Below are 16,203 nucleotides of genomic sequence, written 5' to 3'. Positions count from 1 at the left end.
GGCAGGTACGCGGGAACGCGGTGCGACTCGGCCTGATGGCCGTGCCCGTCGCGTTCTTCGCGCTGTTCTTCGCCTACCCCGTCGCCGCGATCGTAGGCCGCGGGCTGAAGGACGCGGGCCGGTGGCAGTTCGGCCGGATCGGTGAGGTGCTGGGCCGGCCGGAGATCCTCGACGTCCTGTGGTTCACGACCTGGCAGGCCCTCGCCTCCACGGCGCTCACCCTGATCCTCGCGCTGCCCGGTGCCTATGTGTTCGCCCGCTTCGACTTCCCCGGCAAGCAGCTGCTGCGGGCCGTCGTCACTGTGCCGTTCGTCCTGCCTACCGTGGTCGTCGGGACGGCGTTCCTGGCGCTCCTCGGCCGCGGCGGCTTCCTCGACGAGCTGTGGGGTGTGCGGCTCGACACCACCGTGTGGGCGATCCTGCTCGCCCATGTCTTTTTCAACTACGCCGTGGTCGTACGGACCGTCGGCGGCCTGTGGTCGCAGCTCGACCCCCGGCAGGAGGAGGCCGCCAGGGTCCTCGGTGCCGGCCGGTTCGCTGCCTGGCGCCGGGTGACCCTGCCCGCACTGGCGCCCGCCGTGGCCGCCGCGGCGCTGATGGTCTTCCTCTTCACGTTCACCTCCTTCGGCGTCGTGCAGATCCTCGGCGGCCCGGCCTACTCCACCCTCGAAGTGGAGATCTACCGGCAGACCGCCCAGCTCCTCGATCTGCCGACGGCCGCGGTGCTGACCCTCGTACAGTTCGCCGCGGTCGGCGCGATCCTCGCCGTGCACGCCTGGACCGTACGGCGGCGCGAGACCGCGCTGAAGCTGGTCGATCCGGAACAGACCGCCCGCAGGCCGCGCGGTGCCGGGCAGTGGGCCATGCTCGGCGGGGTGCTGCTGACCGTCCTGCTGCTGATCCTGCTGCCGCTCGGCGTGCTGGTGGAACGCTCCCTGGACGGGCCCGGCGGTTACGGCTTCGCGTTCTACCGGGCCCTGCAGTCCGCCGACGCGAGCGGCTCCACGTTCCTCGTCCCGCCGCTCGAAGCCGTCTGGAACTCGCTTCAGTACGCGCTCGTCGCGACCCTCATCGCGCTCTTCGTCGGCGGGCTCGCCGCGGCGGCGCTGACCATCCCCCACTCTCGGCTTCCCTCGAGCGGGAGGTACCCCCTCGCCGGGCGGCTGGTGCGCGGGTTCGACGCGCTGCTGATGCTGCCGCTCGGGGTGTCCGCCGTGACGGTCGGCTTCGGCTTCCTGATCACGCTCGACAAGCCGCCGCTGGATCTGCGGACGTCCTGGATTCTGGTGCCGCTCGCGCAGGCGCTGGTGGGTGTCCCCTTCGTCGTACGGACCATGCTGCCGGTCCTGCGGGCGGTGGACGGGCGGCTGCGGGAAGCGGCGGCGGTGCTCGGGGCCTCGCCACTGCGGGCCTGGCGCGAGGTCGACCTGCCGCTCGTGCGCAGGGCGCTGCTGGTCGCCGCGGGCTTCGCGTTCGCCGTGTCGCTCGGCGAGTTCGGCGCGACTGTGTTCATCGCGCGCCCGGACAATCCGACGCTGCCGGTCGCGGTGGCCCGGCTGCTGGGGCGGTCCGGAGAGCTCAACTACGGGCAGGCGATGGCGCTCAGCACGATTCTGATGCTCGTCTGCGCGGTGTCGCTGCTTCTGCTGGAACGTATCCGCACCGACCGATCCGGGGAGTTCTGACCATGCTGACACTGGAATCGGCTACGGTCCGCTTCGGGAAGCGGAAGGCGCTCGACGCGGTGGACCTGGAGGTCGCCGACCACGAGATCGTCTGTGTGCTGGGGCCGAGCGGCAGCGGGAAGTCGACGCTGCTGCGGGTGGTCGCCGGGCTGCAGCCGATGGACGGCGGCCGGGTGCTGCTGGGCGGCGCCGACCAGGCGGGGGTGCCGGTGCACCGGCGGGGCCTCGGCCTGATGTTCCAGGACCACCAGCTGTTCCCGCACCGCGATGTCGGCGCCAATGTCGCCTTCGGGCTGCGGATGCACGGTGCCGGGCGGGCGGAGCGGGAGCGCGGAGTGGCCGGGCTGCTCGACCTGGTGGGGCTGCCGGGCGCCGAGCGACGGGCCGTCGCCGCACTGTCGGGCGGCGAGCAGCAGCGTGTCGCGCTCGCCCGTGCGCTCGCCCCCAGCCCGAAACTGCTGATGCTGGACGAGCCCCTGGGGCAGCTGGACCGGAGCCTGCGCGAACGCCTGGTCGTCGAACTCCGTACGCTCTTCGGCCGTCTGGGCACGACGGTGCTGGCGGTCACGCACGACCAGGGCGAGGCGTTCGCGCTCGCCGACCGGGTGGTGGTGATGCGCGACGGGCGGATCGCCCAGACGGGCACCCCGCTGGAGGTCTGGCAGCGGCCCGCTTCCGCGTTCGTCGCCCGCTTCCTCGGCTTCGACAACGTGGTGGACGCCGAGGTGACCGGCACGGTGGCGGACACGGTCTGGGGCAAAGCGGCGGTGTCCGAGGGGGAGTGGCAGGGCTCGTGCGAGCTGCTGGTGCGGCCCGCCGGGGTGCGGATCGGCGCCCCCGAGGACGGCCTGCGCTGCACCGTGGGAGTGCGTACGTTCCGGGGGCACCACGTCTCCGTACTGCTGCACCCGGAGAGCGGGCCCGTGCTGGAGGCGGAGTGCGTGCTGCGGGACACTCCGGAGGAGGGCGCCTCGGTCGGGGTGACCTTCGATGTGGCGGAGACCGTGGTCCTGGCACCTCCGGCCGGGGACCGCTCGAGCAGTGACCGGGAGTGACCGTGGGGTTACCGGCTGGCGGCACCCCTCGGATCCTGGTCCCCTGGAATCGGCAGTACCGTCGGCGGCCCAGGAAAGGACCAGGACCATGAGCGGGTCAGTACGCGAGGGGATCGACCTCACCCGTGTCTTCGAAGCCCCGCGGGAGCGGGTGTTCGAGGCGTGGACGACGCCGGAACGCTTCGCCGCCTGGTACGGGGGCCACGCCGACGTACCGCTCGACCGGGTGGCGATGGATGTCAGGCCGGGCGGGGAGTGGAGCCTGGTCATCGTCGTGCCGGGCACCGAGATGCCCTTTCACGGGGTCTACCGCGAGGTGGTCGAACCGGAGCGGCTGGTCTTCACGCTGAAGGACGCGAGCGCCGCCGACGAGGCCGAGGGCGAGATCGTCACCGCCACGTTCACCGGTCGCGGGCGCACCACCGAGATGACGTTCCGCCAGCGCGGCGGGAATCTCACCCCCGAGCAGTACGCGGCGGCGGAGGACGGCTGGGAGGCGTTCTTCGACACCCTCACCACGGTCCTCGCGGACACCCGCTAGGGCCGCCGGACCCTGCTCCCCGATCCGGCCCTCGCGGACCCGTCAGGCGGTCAGGGGCAGCGCGGCCAGCGCAGCCACCGCCCAGGTCAGCGGGGCGAACACGGCCAGCAGCGCGCCCGCGCGCAGTGCGGTGACGCTGCGCAGCGACGATGCCGGGGCGCCCATCCTGAGCAGCGTGTCGGCCGTCTGGACGCGGGCCTGCTTGGCCTCCAGCGCCGACGTCAGCAGCGTCGCCGTCGTACAGCCAAGGACGAGCGCCGCACCGAGGGCGGTGAGGGGACCGAAGGGGCGGGGCCCCGTCCCGTACAGCGCGACGGCCGCGATCACGCCCGACAGCACCGCGCAGAGTACCCCGATCGGGCGGCCGATCCGGCGCGACTCGTCCATCAGAACCCGGCCCGCGAGCAGACGGATGGCTCCCGGGCGCACCGCCTGGAGCAGCTGCCCGCAGAGGTAGGTGAGGCCGGGGCCGGCCATGGCCAGGCCGATCGCCGTCAGGGTCCAGCCCGCCAGTACGCCGGCCGGGGTGGCGTCCAGCCGGCCAGGCAGCGGGAACGGGCTGCCCGCCGCTCCCCGGCTCGCGTACGCCTCGACCGCGAGACCGGCCGCCGTCAGGGCGACGCCCCACGGCAGACCGGACGGAGCCCAGGACGGACCGGCCTCCTCGGCGGTCTCGGCGGTGTCGGCGGGGGGATTCAGGGGCCGGGCACGCAGTGCGAGCGCACTCGCGAGCGCGGAGGCCACCGGTACGAGGGTGAGCAGGGTGAGGGCGGCTGCCAGCGGCAACGGGGCGTCCGCGCCCAGCAGTTCGGCAGCGCCGCCGTCGAACGGCAGCCCGGTCAGATCGCCGCGCAGGTGGAGGAAGAAGAGCAGGGCCACCATCGAGCCGAGCGTGGTGGAGACCGCGGTGGAGACGGCCGCGAGTACGGAGAGTCTGACCGGCCCGAGTCCGATGGCGGAGAGCCCGGGGCGCGGCCGGGTGCCCGGGTCCGTCCGGGCCACCGCGACGGCGAACTGCACGGTGGCCGCCAGCGGGACGAAGCACCACAGCAGCCGCAGCACCGAACCGGTGGCCTGTGCCGGGTGCCCGGAGGCGTATCCCAGGGTGCACAGCAGCAGGAAGCCGACCCCGGCCGACGCGGCGGCGACGAGCAGGCGCCGCATCAGCACCAGGGGATGCGTACCGCGGGTCAGACGGAGAGCGAGCACGCCGGGCGGCCTTCCGTATCGGATACGGCGGGCAGGGAGACGGTGCTGACGCGGCGGCCGTCCAGCAGGGCGACGGCGCGGTCGGCGAGGGCGGCGACCTCCACGTCATGGGTGGCGAGGACGACCGTGATGCCGTGCGAGCGGGCCGCGGTCGTCAGGGTGCGCAGGAGCTGGGTGCGTTCCGCGCGGTGGAGCGTCGCGGTCGGCTCGTCGGCGAAGATCACCGACGGTGAGGCGGCCAGTGCCCGGGCGACGGAGACCCGCTGGCGCTGTGCCTGGAGCAGTGCGTGCGGGCGCTTCTTGGCGAGCATGGCGATGTCGAGGCGCTCCAGCCACTCCAGCGCGGCCTTCTTGGCCGCCCGGTGCGAGGTGCCCTGCAGGAGCAGCGGAAGGGCAGCGTTCTCCCAGGTGGTCAGTTCCGGTACGAGCTGGGGTTCGGGGGCGATCCAGGCGAAGCGCTCGCGGCGCAGTTGCTCGCGCAGGCGCGGGCCCATCGTGTGGACGGGGAGGCTGTTGAACCAGACCTCGCCCTGCTGGGGCACCAGCTGTCCGGACAGACAGTGCAGCAGCGTGGTCTTTCCGCTGCCGCGCGGCCCGGTCACGGCCAGGATCTCGCCGTCGCTGATGCCGACGGAGACACCGCCGAGGCCGGGCGAGCCGTTGTGGGAGTGGTGCAGGGAACGCGCCCAGATCAAGTCGTTGTCCGGCGGGGCCACCATGGCGTACACCTCGGTTCAGATCAGTTTTCCCGTTCCCCCGTATGGGGGAACGAAGACGCGGCCGATCGGTCACTCGGCACGGTAGGCAGCCCGGCCCGGGTGTGCGCACAGCACGCGGCCCGGATGCGCTCCTTCTCACTCGAAAGGCGTATCCGGGCCGCGTGGACCGTATGAAATGACCGCTGGAACGTCGTCAGCCAGGGGTCACCGTCGGGGTCAGAGCTTCGTCCACGCCTCCGTGAGCACGGCCCGCAGGATGCCCTCGATCTCGTCGAAGGTCGACTGGTCGGAGATCAGCGGCGGCGCGAGCTGGACGACCGGGTCGCCACGGTCGTCGGCCCGGCAGTACAGACCGTTCTCGTACAGCGCCTTGGAGAGGAAGCCGTACAGGACGCGCTCGGTCTCCTCGTCGGTGAAGGTCTCCTTGGTGACCTTGTCCTTCACCAGCTCGATGCCGTAGAAGAAGCCGTTGCCGCGGACGTCGCCGACGATCGGCAGGTCGTGCAGCTTCTGCAGCGTCTTCAGGAACGCGCCCTCGTTGTCGAGAACGTGCTGGTTGAGGCCCTCGCGCTCGAAGATGTCGAGGTTGGCGAGGCCGACCGCCGCGGAGACCGGGTGGCCACCGAAGGTGTAACCGTGCAGGAAGGTGTTGCCACCCTCGTAGAACGGCTCGGCCAGACGGTCGGAGATGATGCAGGCGCCGATCGGGGAGTAGCCCGAGGTCATGCCCTTGGCGCAGGTGATCATGTCCGGCACGTAGTCGAACTTGTCACAGGCGAACATCGTGCCGAGGCGGCCGAAGGCGCAGATGACCTCGTCGGAGACGAGCAGCACGTCGTACTTGTCGCAGATCTCGCGCACGCGCTGGAAGTAGCCGGGCGGCGGCGGGAAACAGCCACCGGCGTTCTGTACGGGCTCCAGGAAGACCGCGGCGACGGTGTCCTCGCCCTCGAAGAGGATCTCCTGCTCGATCTGGTCGGCGGCCCAGCGGCCGAAGGCCTCCGGGTCGTCGCCGAAGAGCGGGGCGCGGTAGATGTTGGTGTTCGGCACCTTGTGCGCGCCGGGAACCAGCGGCTCGAAGGGGGCCTTCAGGGCCGGCAGGCCGGTGATCGACAGGGCGCCCTGCGGGGTGCCGTGGTAGGCGACCGCACGCGAGATGACCTTGTACTTGGTCGGCTTGCCCTTGAGCTTGAAGTACTGCTTGGCCAGCTTCCAGGCGGTTTCGACGGCCTCGCCGCCACCGGTGGTGAAGAAGACCTTGTTGAGGTCACCCGGGGCGTGGTTCGCGAGGCGCTCGGCGAGCTCCACGGCCTTCGGGTGGGCATAGGACCACACCGGGAAGAAGGCCAGCTCCTGCGCCTGCTTGTACGCCGCTTCGGCGAGCTCGTGACGGCCATGTCCCGCGTTGACCACGAACAGGCCGGAGAGGCCGTCGAGGTAGCGCTTGCCCTTGTCGTCGAAGATGTAGGTGCCCTCGCCACGCACGATGGTGGGAACGGGCGCGTTCTCGTAGTCCGACATGCGGGTGAAGTGCATCCACAGGTGGTCGTACGCGGTTCGGCTGAGGTCCTTGCTCACGGCTATCGGGTTCCCCACATATAGGTCTGCTTCTTGAGCTTGAGGTAGACGAAGCTCTCGGTGGAGCGCACGCCGGGTATGGCCCGGATGCGTTTGTTGATCGTCTCCAGCAGGTGGTCGTCGTCCTCACAGACGATCTCCACCATCAGGTCGAAGGAGCCCGCGGTCATGACCACGTACTCACATTCGGCCATGGCCGCCAGGGCTTCCGAGACGGGGTCGAGGTCTCCCTCGACATTGATGCCGACCATCGCCTGTCGGCGGAGTCCCACGGTGAGTGGGTCCGTGACGGCGACGATCTGCATCACGCCCTGGTCGAGCAACTTCTGGACGCGCTGTCGCACGGCCGCTTCGGACAGGCCTACGGCCTTGCCGATCGCGGCGTACGGACGGCGTCCGTCCTCCTGGAGCTGCTCGATGATTGCGAGAGAGACGGCATCGACCGTTGGGGACGATCCGTTCCCGGTCCTGGAGTCTGCGCTGCGACTGGCCACAGACCCACTCTGCACCGGGACTCGTCTGTCTGGCAACCCCAGATCGATGAAATTCGTTGTTTTGAGGCCCGGATATCACTGAATCCGAAGTTGGCGGTCTGTGGGTATGTCGAAAGCGTCACCGAAGCGATTAGGGTGGAATCTCATCCATCGGACAGCCGACAGGAGGGGTGGTTGTGACCACCGAGGTGCGCCGTCTGCGCAACTACATCAACGGAGAGTTCCGGGACGCCGCGGACGGGCGGACCATCGACGTGGTCAACCCGGTGACGGAAGAGGTCTACGCGACCTCCCCGCTCTCCGGACAGGCCGACGTCGATGCCGCCATGGAGGCGGCAGCCGCCGCATTCCCGGCCTGGCGTGACATCACCCCGGCCGAGCGTCAGAAGGCCCTGCTCAAGATCGCGGACGCCTTCGAGGAGCGCGCCGAGGACCTCATCGCGGCCGAGTCGGAGAACACCGGCAAGCCGCTGGAGCTCACCCGTACCGAAGAAGTCCCGCCGATGGTGGACCAGATCCGCTTCTTCGCGGGTGCCGCCCGGCTGCTCGAAGGCCGCTCGGCCGGCGAGTACATGGAGGGTCTGACTTCCATCGTCCGCCGCGAGCCGGTGGGCGTGTGCGCCCAGGTCGCGCCGTGGAACTACCCGATGATGATGGCCGTCTGGAAGTTCGCCCCGGCGCTCGCCGCGGGCAACACCGTCGTCATCAAGCCGTCCGACACCACCCCGGCGTCGACCGTGCTGATCGCCGAGATCATCGGCCAGATCCTCCCCAAGGGCGTCTTCAACGTCATCTGCGGCGACCGGGACACCGGCCGCGCGATGGTCGAGCACCCGACCCCGGCGATGGCCTCCATCACCGGTTCGGTACGGGCCGGCATGCAGGTCGCCGAGTCCGCGGCCAAGGACGTCAAGCGCGTTCACCTGGAGCTCGGCGGCAAGGCGCCCGCCGTGGTCTTCGAGGACAGCGACATCGCCAAGGCCGTCGAGGGCATCTCCGTCGCGGGCTTCTTCAACGCCGGCCAGGACTGCACGGCCGCGACCCGCGTCCTGGTCCACGAGTCGATCCACGACGACTTCGTCACCGCGCTCGCCAAGGCCGCGGCCGACACGAAGACCGGGCTCCCGGACGACGAGGACGTGCTCTACGGCCCGCTCAACAACGCCAACCAGCTGAAGCAGGTCACCGGCTTCATCGAGCGCCTTCCCGCCCACGCCAAGGTCGAGGCGGGCGGTCAGCGCGTCGGTGACAAGGGCTACTTCTACGCCCCGACCGTGGTCTCCGGCCTCAAGCAGGACGACGAGATCATCCAGAACGAGGTCTTCGGCCCGGTCATCACCGTGCAGTCGTTCACGGACGAGGCACAGGCGCTGGAGTACGCGAACGGCGTCGAGTACGCGCTGGCGTCCTCGGTGTGGACCAAGGACCACTCCCGCGCCATGCGGATGTCCAAGAACCTCGACTTCGGCTGTGTGTGGATCAACACCCACATCCCGCTCGTCGCCGAGATGCCGCACGGCGGATTCAAGAAGTCCGGCTACGGCAAGGACCTCTCCGCGTACGGCTTCGAGGACTACACCCGCATCAAGCACGTCATGACGTCGCTCGACGACTGACCGGCGTACCGCGCAGCGGTTTCACGGCCCCGGGCTCGCGCCCGGGGCCGTTCCCGTGTCCCGGCGCCGCATCATCGACAGGGTGTGCGGACCGGGCATGCCCCGCTGGACGGTTGGTCCATTGCCCGCCGCGGCGCCCGACCGGCATCCTGCGCAGGTGCGAGCGATCTTGAAACACTCCATGTCCCGCCGTTCCCTGCTGCGCTCCCTCGGGGCGGGAGCGGCCGGTGCCGCGCTGGCGGGCTGCGGGGTGCCCGCCGCCTATGTCGAGCCGGGCGACCGCGCAGGCCGCGACACCTCGGACAGCGACCGCTCCCTGCACTTCGCCAACTGGCCGTTGTACATCGACACCGAGGACACCGACGGCACGGGCGAGTCCCGGCGGCCCACCCTCGACGCGTTCACGAAGCGCACCGGGATCTCCGTCACGTACACCGAGGAGATCAACGACAACGACGAGTTCTTCGGGAAGATCAGCCCGGCGCTGATCAACCATCAGAGCACCGGCCGGGACCTGATCGTCGTCAGCGACTGGATGGCCGCCCGCTTCGTACGTCTGGGCTGGGTGCAGGAGATGGACCGGGCCGCGCAGCCCAACGTGGCCGAGTACCTCGATCCGCAGCTGCGTTCCCCCGCCTTCGACGAGGGCAGGACGCACAGCGTGCCCTGGCAGTCCGGGATCACCGGCATCGCGTACAACCGCAGGAAGCTCGGCCGCGAGATCCAGCACACGAGCGACCTGTGGGCGGGCGATCTGCGCGGCAAGGTGTCGCTGCTGTCCGGGCTCGACGAGTCCTTCGCGCTGCTCATGCAGGGCAACGGGGTCGACATCACCCGCTGGACGGCCGACGACTTCCACGAGATGTGCGAACAGGTGGACAAGCTGGTCAGGTCCCGGCACATCCGCCGCTTCACCGGCAACGACTACATCAAGGACCTGTCCACCGGCGATGTTCTCGCGTGCCAGGCATACTCCGGCGATGTCATCCAGCTCCAGGCCGACAACCCGGACATCGAGTTCGTGGTGCCGCAGGAAGGGGCGGAGCTGTGGTCGGAGAGCCTGATGATCCCCAACCTCGCCGGGCACAAGCGCAACGCGGAGAAGCTGGTCGACCACTACTACGAGCCGGAGGTGGCGGCCGAACTGGCGACCTGGGTCAACTACGTCTGTCCGGTCCCCGCCGCCCGCGAGGTGCTGGCCTCCTCGAAGGACGAGGAGACCGCCGCGCTCGCCGAGGACCCGCTGATCTTCCCCGACGACGCGATGCGCAAGCGGCTTGCCATCGCCAGGGACATCACCGCCGAGGAGCGATCCGACTTCGCCAAGAAGTGGAACTCCATCGTCGGCCTGTAGGGCGGGCCCCGCCGGCGTCCCGGTGTGACCCCTACGGCTTCCGGGCCACCGCGCCGAACTGGGCGACCTCGGTCTCCTGGCTGCCGGGCTCGGCGCGCCAGCGCGCGCAGGACACGATGCCGGGCTCCAGGATGTCCAGACCGTCCATGAACGCGACGAACTCGGCGCGGGTGCGGGCGGTGATCGGCGGGGTGGCGTTCTCGTTCCAGAAGCGCATCGCCGCCTCGTTGCCCTCGCCGCCCAGCTCCAGCGTGGGGTGGGTGAGCACCAGATAGCTGCCGGACGGCACCGCGTCCATCAGCTTCCGTACGATGTCCTGCGCCTCGCCGGTGTCCAGGACGAAGTTCAGGATGCCGAGCATCATTACCGCGACCGGCTGCTTCAGGTCCAGGGTCGGCTCGACGGAGCGCAGGATCTGCTCCGGGTGGTGGGCGTCCGCGTCGATGTACTCGGTGGCGCCCTCGGGGGAACTGGTGAGCAGCGCCCTCGCGTGCGTCAGCACGATCGGGTCGTTGTCGACGTAGACGACCCGGGAGCGCGGCGCGGTGTGCTGGGCGATCTCGTGGGTGTTGTTGAAGGTCGGCAGGCCCGTTCCGATGTCCAGGAACTGCGTGATGCCCCGGTCCCCGGCCAGGTGCCGCACCACCCGGCCGAGGAACGCCCGGTCGGCGCGCGCCACTTCGCCGATGCTCGGATACATGCCGGTGACCTGGTCGCCGACCGCCCGGTCCACGGGGTAGTTGTCCTTGCCGCCCAGCCAGTAGTTCCATACCCGGGCGTTGTGCGCGACGTCGGAACGGACGCGGGCGGGGACGGATTCGGTGCTGGGGTCGGTCACGTCTGCTCCTCTGGTGCCGGGCCGGGCATCACGGGCGATGCCGCGCCGTCCATCATGCCGGATCGATCAAGAAGCCCTGCGCACGGGGAAGTTGGCGAGCAGACCGTGCAGTGCGTCGACACGGTTCGTGGTGATCGAGTCGACGCCCTGGCTGATGAGGCGGCGCATCGTGCGTTTGGTGTCGGCCGTCCAGGCGGAGACCAGCATCCCGTCCAGGTGCACCCGGTCCGTCAGTTCCCGGGTCACCAGGCCGAACCGGTAGTTCATCCAGCGGGGCTTCACGGCGTCCAGGAGCGCGGCGCGCGGCGGCGCGAGCGTGTTCCAGGTCAGCGCGATCTCGGCGGACGGATCGGCTGCCCGGACGCGGAGCATCGCCCCGCCGCCCGCGCAGTAGTACACCCGCTCGGCCGCCCCGCACTCATGGACCACGCCGACGATGGTCCGTACGGAGGCGTCGGTGCAACCGGGCAGGTCGATCATGAGGCGGTGTCCGGCGGTGGCGAGCAGTGCCTCGTGCAGCGTGGGCACGCCGCCCGAGGTCAGCTCGGTCAGCTCCTGATGGCGGAGCCGGTCGAGACGCAGGTCGTGGTCCCACAGCCGCTCCAGCGTGGAGTCGTGCAGCAGGACCGGCACACCGTCGCGGGTGACGCGGACGTCGATCTCGACCGCGTCCGCCCCGCGTTCCAGGGCGGAGCGGACCGAGAGGAGAGTGTTCTCGCGGACACGGTACGGATCGCCGCGGTGTGCCACGGCAGTGACGGCGGGGGCGGTGTCGAGAAGGTGAGCCATGGGGCCATTGTGGCCGGGGGTCACCGGGCGGGGGTCTCCAGCCAGTTCGCCGTGTACGTGTCGATCTCGGCGGCCAGCGTCCGCTTGCCTGCCGGGTCCAGATAGGACGCCTCCACCGCGTTCTTCGCGAGGTCGGCCACCCCGCGCTCGTCGAGGCCGAGAAGGCGGGCGGCCACGCCGTACTCGTTGTTGAGGTCGGTGCCGAACATCGGCGGGTCGTCGCTGTTGATCGTGACGAGCACGCCCGCCTCGACCATCTCGCGGACCGGGTGCTGGTCGAGATCGGCGACCGCGCGGGTGGCGATGTTCGAGGTCGGGCAGACCTCCAGGGCGATCCGGTGCTCGGCGAGGTGGTCGAGCAGCTTCGGATCCTGGACGGAGCTGGTGCCGTGGCCGATGCGCTCGGCGCGCAGGGCGGTGAGCGCGTCCCAGACGGTCTGCGGTCCCGTGGTCTCCCCGGCGTGGGGGACCGAGTGCAGGCCCGCGGCGATCGCCCGGTCGAAGTACGGCTTGAACTGTGGGCGGTCGACGCCGACCTCCGGGCCGCCGAGGCCGAACGAGACGAGCCCCTCGGGCCGCAGGTCCAGGGCGAGCCGGGTGGTCTCGGCGGCGGCCTCCGGGCCGGCCTCGCCGGGAATGTCGAAGCACCAGCGCAGGACGACCCCGAGTTCGGCCTCGGCGGCCTTGCGGGCGTCCTCGATGGCCTCCATGAAGCCCACCTCCGGGATGCCGCGCCGGGTCGAGCTGAACGGGGTAACGGTCAGCTCCGCGTACCGGATGTTCTGGCGGGCCATGTCCCGGGCCACCTCGAAGGTGAGCAGCCGCACGTCCTCGGGGGTGCGGATCAGGTCCACCACGGAGAGATAGACGTCGATGAAGTGCGCGAAGTCGGTGAAGGTGAAGAAGTCCGCCAGCGCTTCCGGGTCCGTGGGGACCTTGGAGTCGGGGTGGTGGGCGGCCAGGTCCGAGACGATGCGCGGCGAGGCGGAGCCGACGTGGTGGACGTGGAGCTCGGCCTTGGGCAGCCCCGCGATGAAGGGGTGCAGATCGTTCATCGGACTCTCCGGAAATCTCGGCGGTCGGCGTTTTTCGGCCGGGAGCACCGGCCGCACCGATCATCGTATGCGGGGGTGGGCGGGCCCGGGGGCGGGCCGTAGCATGAGGGATCACGATGGGGGAGGCCCATGTCAGACAGCACAGAGCAGCCCGGGGGCGGACACGCACCGCGCGATCCGTGGGCGCCGCCGGACGGGCGGGTGGAGCTGGGCAAACCGGCCGCCGCCGGACCGCCGCCCGTGCACGACCAGCCGACCGTCGGCGCCATGCCGAGCGTGGGCAGCGGCCCCGTGCCCGGAGCCGGTGGTCCGGGATTCGGGCCGGGTGGCGCGGGCGCCGGATACGGGCCGGGCAACGCCGGTGCCGGCTTCGGGCCGGCTGACGCGTCCGTACCGCCGCCGCCGATCGCACCGAACGGTCCGGGACAGCCCGCTCCGCCCGCGGGGCAGTTCGGCTATCCGGCCGCGCCCGTCCCGCCGTACGGCGGCTACCCGGGCTATCCCGGCTACACCGGGCAGCCCGCCTGGGGCGGCCAGCAGCCCGCGAACGGCCTCGGCACCGCCGCCATGGTGCTTGGCATCCTGGCCGTCTGCCTGTTCTGCCTCTACGGGATTCCGAGCCTGATCCTGGGCGTGCTCGCCCTGATCTTCGGCATCCTGGGGCGCAAGCGCGTGGCGCGCGGCGAGGCCGACAACAACGGTCAGGCCTTGGCCGGAATCATCATGGGGTCGATCGGTCTCGCACTCGGTGCGGCGATCATCGGCTTCTTCATCTGGCTGTTCGCCACGCACAGCGACGAATTCAACGACGTCGACGAGTACGACGATCCGTACGCCACGTCGCTCGTGGTCGACACCGGTCGCTAGTGCTGTGACCGGAAAGGTCCACCGGGGCGTCCGGTCGCCCTTTCGTCCTCAATCGCCGGATGGGCTTGAAGATCAAGCCCATCCGGCGATTTGAGGACAGAACGCTACGCGCGCAGTCGCGCCCGCGCCTCCATGAGCGCGAAGCCGAGCAGATTCAGCCCCGCCCAGCGGGCCGGATCGGTCACCCTCGGGTCGTCCCAGGCGTGACCGATGCCCCAGATCCGGTCGACGGGGCTCGCCTCGACCAGCACCCGTTCCCCCGTGCTCAGCAGATACCCCCGCAGCGCCGGGTCCTGGCCGAACTTGTGGATGCTGCCCTCCACCACCAGGGCGAACCGCTCGCGCACCCAGACGCTCTCGTCGAATCCGCGGACCAGCCGGCCCACCTTCTTCGCCGCCGCCGGACTGCTCGCCCCAACGGCCCGTGTCTCCGCTTCCTCGTCGCCGAAGAGCCGCGCCTTGCCGGCCATCATCCAGTGCTCCGCGGACGCGTACGTCACCGCACCGACGGTGAACGGCGACGGCCACCACTGGCTCAGACAGCTCGAACCGAGCTGGCCGTCGGAGCGCGGGTGATGTCCCCAGAACGGCAAGTACTTCACTTTCTCGCCACGCGCGAGCTTCGCCACAAGATCATCGATGTGCCCCATGGCAGGTGAGTCTGGCATCCGCCACTGACACTCCGTACGGGGATCTTGGTACCGACGCGACACATGGTCGACAGATTCCGTCGCGTAACCAAAAGGCAACAACGGAATCACTTGTTGGTGTGGGGTCCCTCTGTCAGGATCGGCACTCAACTCGACCAGAAGCTACGCCGCCCCTGCTCAACGGGGGAGCGGTGGAGGAGAGCGTCATGGGTAACGGCTTCCACGTGCAGGACCGCTTCGCGGGCGGCGCGCAGTACATTGGCGGAAAACTGCGGTCCGGCACATCGGGTCGCCACCACGAGGTGGTGAACCCGGCGACGGGCGAGACGGTCTACCGCTACGAGCTCGCCGGCACCGACGACGTGGACGCGGCCGTCGCCGCGGCGGCGGCCGCCTTCCCCGGCTGGTCCGGCGCCACCCCTGCCGAGCGGTCCGAGGCGATGCACCGCTTCGCCGCCGTACTCGCCGAGCAGGCCGACGACTTCGCGTACGCCGAGTCCCTCCAGTGCGGCAAGCCGATCAAGCTCTCCACCGAGTTCGATGTGCCGGGCACCGTTGACAACACGTCCTTCTTCGCGGGCGCCGCCCGCCATCTGGAGGGCAAGGCGGCGGCCGAGTACGACGGTGACCACACCTCGTACGTACGCCGCGAGGCGATCGGGGTCGTCGGCTCCATCGCCCCCTGGAACTACCCGCTCCAGATGGCCGCGTGGAAGGTCCTCCCGGCCGTCGCCGCAGGCAACACCATCGTCCTGAAGCCGGCCGAGATCACCCCGCTGACCTCGCTGATGTTCGCCCAGGCGGCCACCGAGGCGGGCATCCCGGACGGTGTGATCAACATCGTCACCGGTGCGGGCAAGGACGCGGGCGAGCACCTCGTCGGCCACCCCGACGTCGTCATGACCTCCTTCACCGGCTCCACCGCCGTCGGCAAGCGGGTCGCGGAGATCGCCACCTCCACCGTCAAGCGCCTCCACCTCGAACTCGGCGGCAAGGCCCCCTTCGTGGTCTTCGACGACGCCGACCTCGAAGCGGCGGTCAACGGCGCGGTGGCCGGCTCCCTCATCAACACCGGCCAGGACTGCACCGCCGCCACCCGCGCCTATGTGCAGCGTCCCCTCTACGACGCCTTCGTACGGGACGTCGCCGCGCTCATGGAGACCGTCCGGCTCGGCGACCCCTTCGACCCCTCGACGGACCTCGGCCCGCTGATCAGCCATGTGCAGCGCGACCGGGTCGCCGCCTTCGTCGAGCGCGCCCGCGCCTACGCCACCGTCGTCACCGGCGGCGAGGCCCCGGGCGGCGAGCTCCGGGACGGCGCCTACTACCGGCCGACCCTGGTCGCGGGCGCCGCCCAGGACAGCGAGATCGTCCAGTCCGAGATCTTCGGACCGGTCCTCGTGGTCCTCCCCTTCGACAGCGACGACGAGGGCATCGCCCTCGCCAACGACACCCCGTACGGACTCGCGGCCTCCGCCTGGACCCGCGACCTCTACCGGGCGAACCGGGCCACCCGCGAGATCAAGGCGGGCTGCGTCTGGGTGAACGACCACATTCCGATCCTCAGTGAGATGCCGCACGGCGGATACAAGGCCAGCGGCTTCGGCAAGGACATGTCGGCGTACTCCTTCGAGGAGTACACGCAGGTCAAGCACGTCATGTACGACAACACCGCGGTCGCCCGCAAGGACTGGCACCGCACGATCTTCGGGGACCGATAGCAGCCGTCGCCCGACCAGGGGCCACACACCCG

15 protein-coding genes are annotated in these 16,203 nt (G+C 70.3%); 7 read left to right on the top strand and 8 right to left on the bottom strand.

Translation table 11 applies throughout. From position 1 onward, the window contains the following. Positions 1-35: 35 nt before the first annotated feature. From ACFT7S_RS24440 to ACFT7S_RS24430, 3 genes are all read left to right on the top strand, one after another. Positions 36-1,685: an ABC transporter permease gene (locus ACFT7S_RS24440; RefSeq protein ID WP_382735390.1), complete on the top strand. Its 1,650-nt coding sequence runs from the start codon at positions 36-38 to the stop codon at positions 1,683-1,685. 2 nt (positions 1,686-1,687) lie between these two features. Next, positions 1,688-2,740 (top strand): ABC transporter ATP-binding protein, encoded by a 1,053-nt coding sequence (locus ACFT7S_RS24435; protein ID WP_382735262.1) that lies wholly within the window; start codon positions 1,688-1,690, stop codon positions 2,738-2,740. Positions 2,741-2,828: 88 nt separating this feature from the next. Further along, the gene (locus ACFT7S_RS24430; protein WP_382735260.1) at positions 2,829-3,281 is read left to right on the top strand and encodes an SRPBCC domain-containing protein; all 453 of its coding nucleotides are present in this window, start codon (positions 2,829-2,831) and stop codon (positions 3,279-3,281) included. A gap of 42 nt (positions 3,282-3,323) precedes the next feature. Here the strand turns inward: ACFT7S_RS24430 and ACFT7S_RS24425 are convergent, their stop codons facing one another. The 4 genes from ACFT7S_RS24425 to ACFT7S_RS24410 all read right to left on the bottom strand — a co-directional run bounded on the left by ACFT7S_RS24425 (position 3,324) and on the right by ACFT7S_RS24410 (position 7,281). Next, positions 3,324-4,490: a hypothetical protein gene (locus tag ACFT7S_RS24425; RefSeq protein ID WP_382735258.1), complete on the bottom strand. Its 1,167-nt coding sequence runs from the start codon at positions 4,488-4,490 to the stop codon at positions 3,324-3,326. Next, positions 4,472-5,209 (bottom strand): ABC transporter ATP-binding protein, encoded by a 738-nt coding sequence (locus ACFT7S_RS24420; protein WP_382735256.1) that lies wholly within the window; start codon positions 5,207-5,209, stop codon positions 4,472-4,474. The genes ACFT7S_RS24425 and ACFT7S_RS24420 overlap by 19 nt, the downstream gene beginning before the upstream one ends. A 216-nt stretch (positions 5,210-5,425) precedes the next feature. Then, positions 5,426-6,805 carry an aspartate aminotransferase family protein gene (locus ACFT7S_RS24415; RefSeq protein WP_382735254.1) on the bottom strand — a complete coding sequence of 460 codons (1,380 nt, stop codon included), beginning with the start codon at positions 6,803-6,805 and terminating at the stop codon, positions 5,426-5,428. Continuing rightward, positions 6,790-7,281, bottom strand: a complete 492-nt coding sequence (locus ACFT7S_RS24410) for an Lrp/AsnC family transcriptional regulator (protein ID WP_185298222.1) — start codon at positions 7,279-7,281, stop codon at positions 6,790-6,792. Before ACFT7S_RS24410 ends, ACFT7S_RS24415 begins: the two co-directional genes overlap by 16 nt. A 176-nt stretch (positions 7,282-7,457) precedes the next feature. Here ACFT7S_RS24410 and ACFT7S_RS24405 point away from each other — a divergent pair, with 176 nt between their 5' ends. Further along, positions 7,458-8,897, top strand: a complete 1,440-nt coding sequence (locus tag ACFT7S_RS24405; protein ID WP_382735252.1) for a gamma-aminobutyraldehyde dehydrogenase — start codon at positions 7,458-7,460, stop codon at positions 8,895-8,897. Between the two features lie 181 nt (positions 8,898-9,078). Next, positions 9,079-10,251: a spermidine/putrescine ABC transporter substrate-binding protein gene (locus tag ACFT7S_RS24400; protein ID WP_382735250.1), complete on the top strand. Its 1,173-nt coding sequence runs from the start codon at positions 9,079-9,081 to the stop codon at positions 10,249-10,251. A 31-nt stretch (positions 10,252-10,282) separates the two neighbouring features. On the opposite strand, the gene ACFT7S_RS24395 is transcribed toward ACFT7S_RS24400, so the two are convergent. The 3 genes from ACFT7S_RS24395 to ACFT7S_RS24385 all read right to left on the bottom strand — a co-directional run bounded on the left by ACFT7S_RS24395 (position 10,283) and on the right by ACFT7S_RS24385 (position 12,933). After that, the gene (locus tag ACFT7S_RS24395) at positions 10,283-11,089 is read right to left on the bottom strand and encodes an SAM-dependent methyltransferase (protein WP_382735248.1); all 807 of its coding nucleotides are present in this window, start codon (positions 11,087-11,089) and stop codon (positions 10,283-10,285) included. Positions 11,090-11,155: 66 nt separating this feature from the next. Continuing rightward, positions 11,156-11,878: a glycerophosphodiester phosphodiesterase gene (locus tag ACFT7S_RS24390; protein WP_382735246.1), complete on the bottom strand. Its 723-nt coding sequence runs from the start codon at positions 11,876-11,878 to the stop codon at positions 11,156-11,158. Between the two features lie 20 nt (positions 11,879-11,898). Further along, on the bottom strand, positions 11,899-12,933 hold the full coding sequence (locus tag ACFT7S_RS24385) for an adenosine deaminase (protein ID WP_382735244.1): 1,035 nt from the start codon (positions 12,931-12,933) through the stop codon (positions 11,899-11,901). Positions 12,934-13,062: 129 nt separating this feature from the next. On the opposite strand from ACFT7S_RS24385, the gene ACFT7S_RS24380 reads away from it, so the two are divergent. Next, positions 13,063-13,800, top strand: a complete 738-nt coding sequence (locus tag ACFT7S_RS24380) for a DUF4190 domain-containing protein (RefSeq protein ID WP_382735242.1) — start codon at positions 13,063-13,065, stop codon at positions 13,798-13,800. A gap of 104 nt (positions 13,801-13,904) precedes the next feature. On the opposite strand, the gene ACFT7S_RS24375 is transcribed toward ACFT7S_RS24380, so the two are convergent. Continuing rightward, on the bottom strand, positions 13,905-14,450 hold the full coding sequence (locus tag ACFT7S_RS24375; RefSeq protein WP_382735240.1) for an NADAR family protein: 546 nt from the start codon (positions 14,448-14,450) through the stop codon (positions 13,905-13,907). A gap of 206 nt (positions 14,451-14,656) precedes the next feature. On the opposite strand from ACFT7S_RS24375, the gene ACFT7S_RS24370 reads away from it, so the two are divergent. Beyond that, positions 14,657-16,171 (top strand): gamma-aminobutyraldehyde dehydrogenase, encoded by a 1,515-nt coding sequence (locus tag ACFT7S_RS24370; RefSeq protein WP_382735238.1) that lies wholly within the window; start codon positions 14,657-14,659, stop codon positions 16,169-16,171. The last annotated feature ends 32 nt before the right edge of the window (positions 16,172-16,203 follow it).

The organism is Streptomyces sp. NPDC057136 (genome assembly GCF_042670885.1).
Taxonomy (GTDB): domain Bacteria; phylum Actinomycetota; class Actinomycetes; order Streptomycetales; family Streptomycetaceae; genus Streptomyces.
The sequence above is the reverse complement of the archived record's forward strand: the minus strand, read 5'-3'. Positions and strand labels throughout refer to the sequence as shown.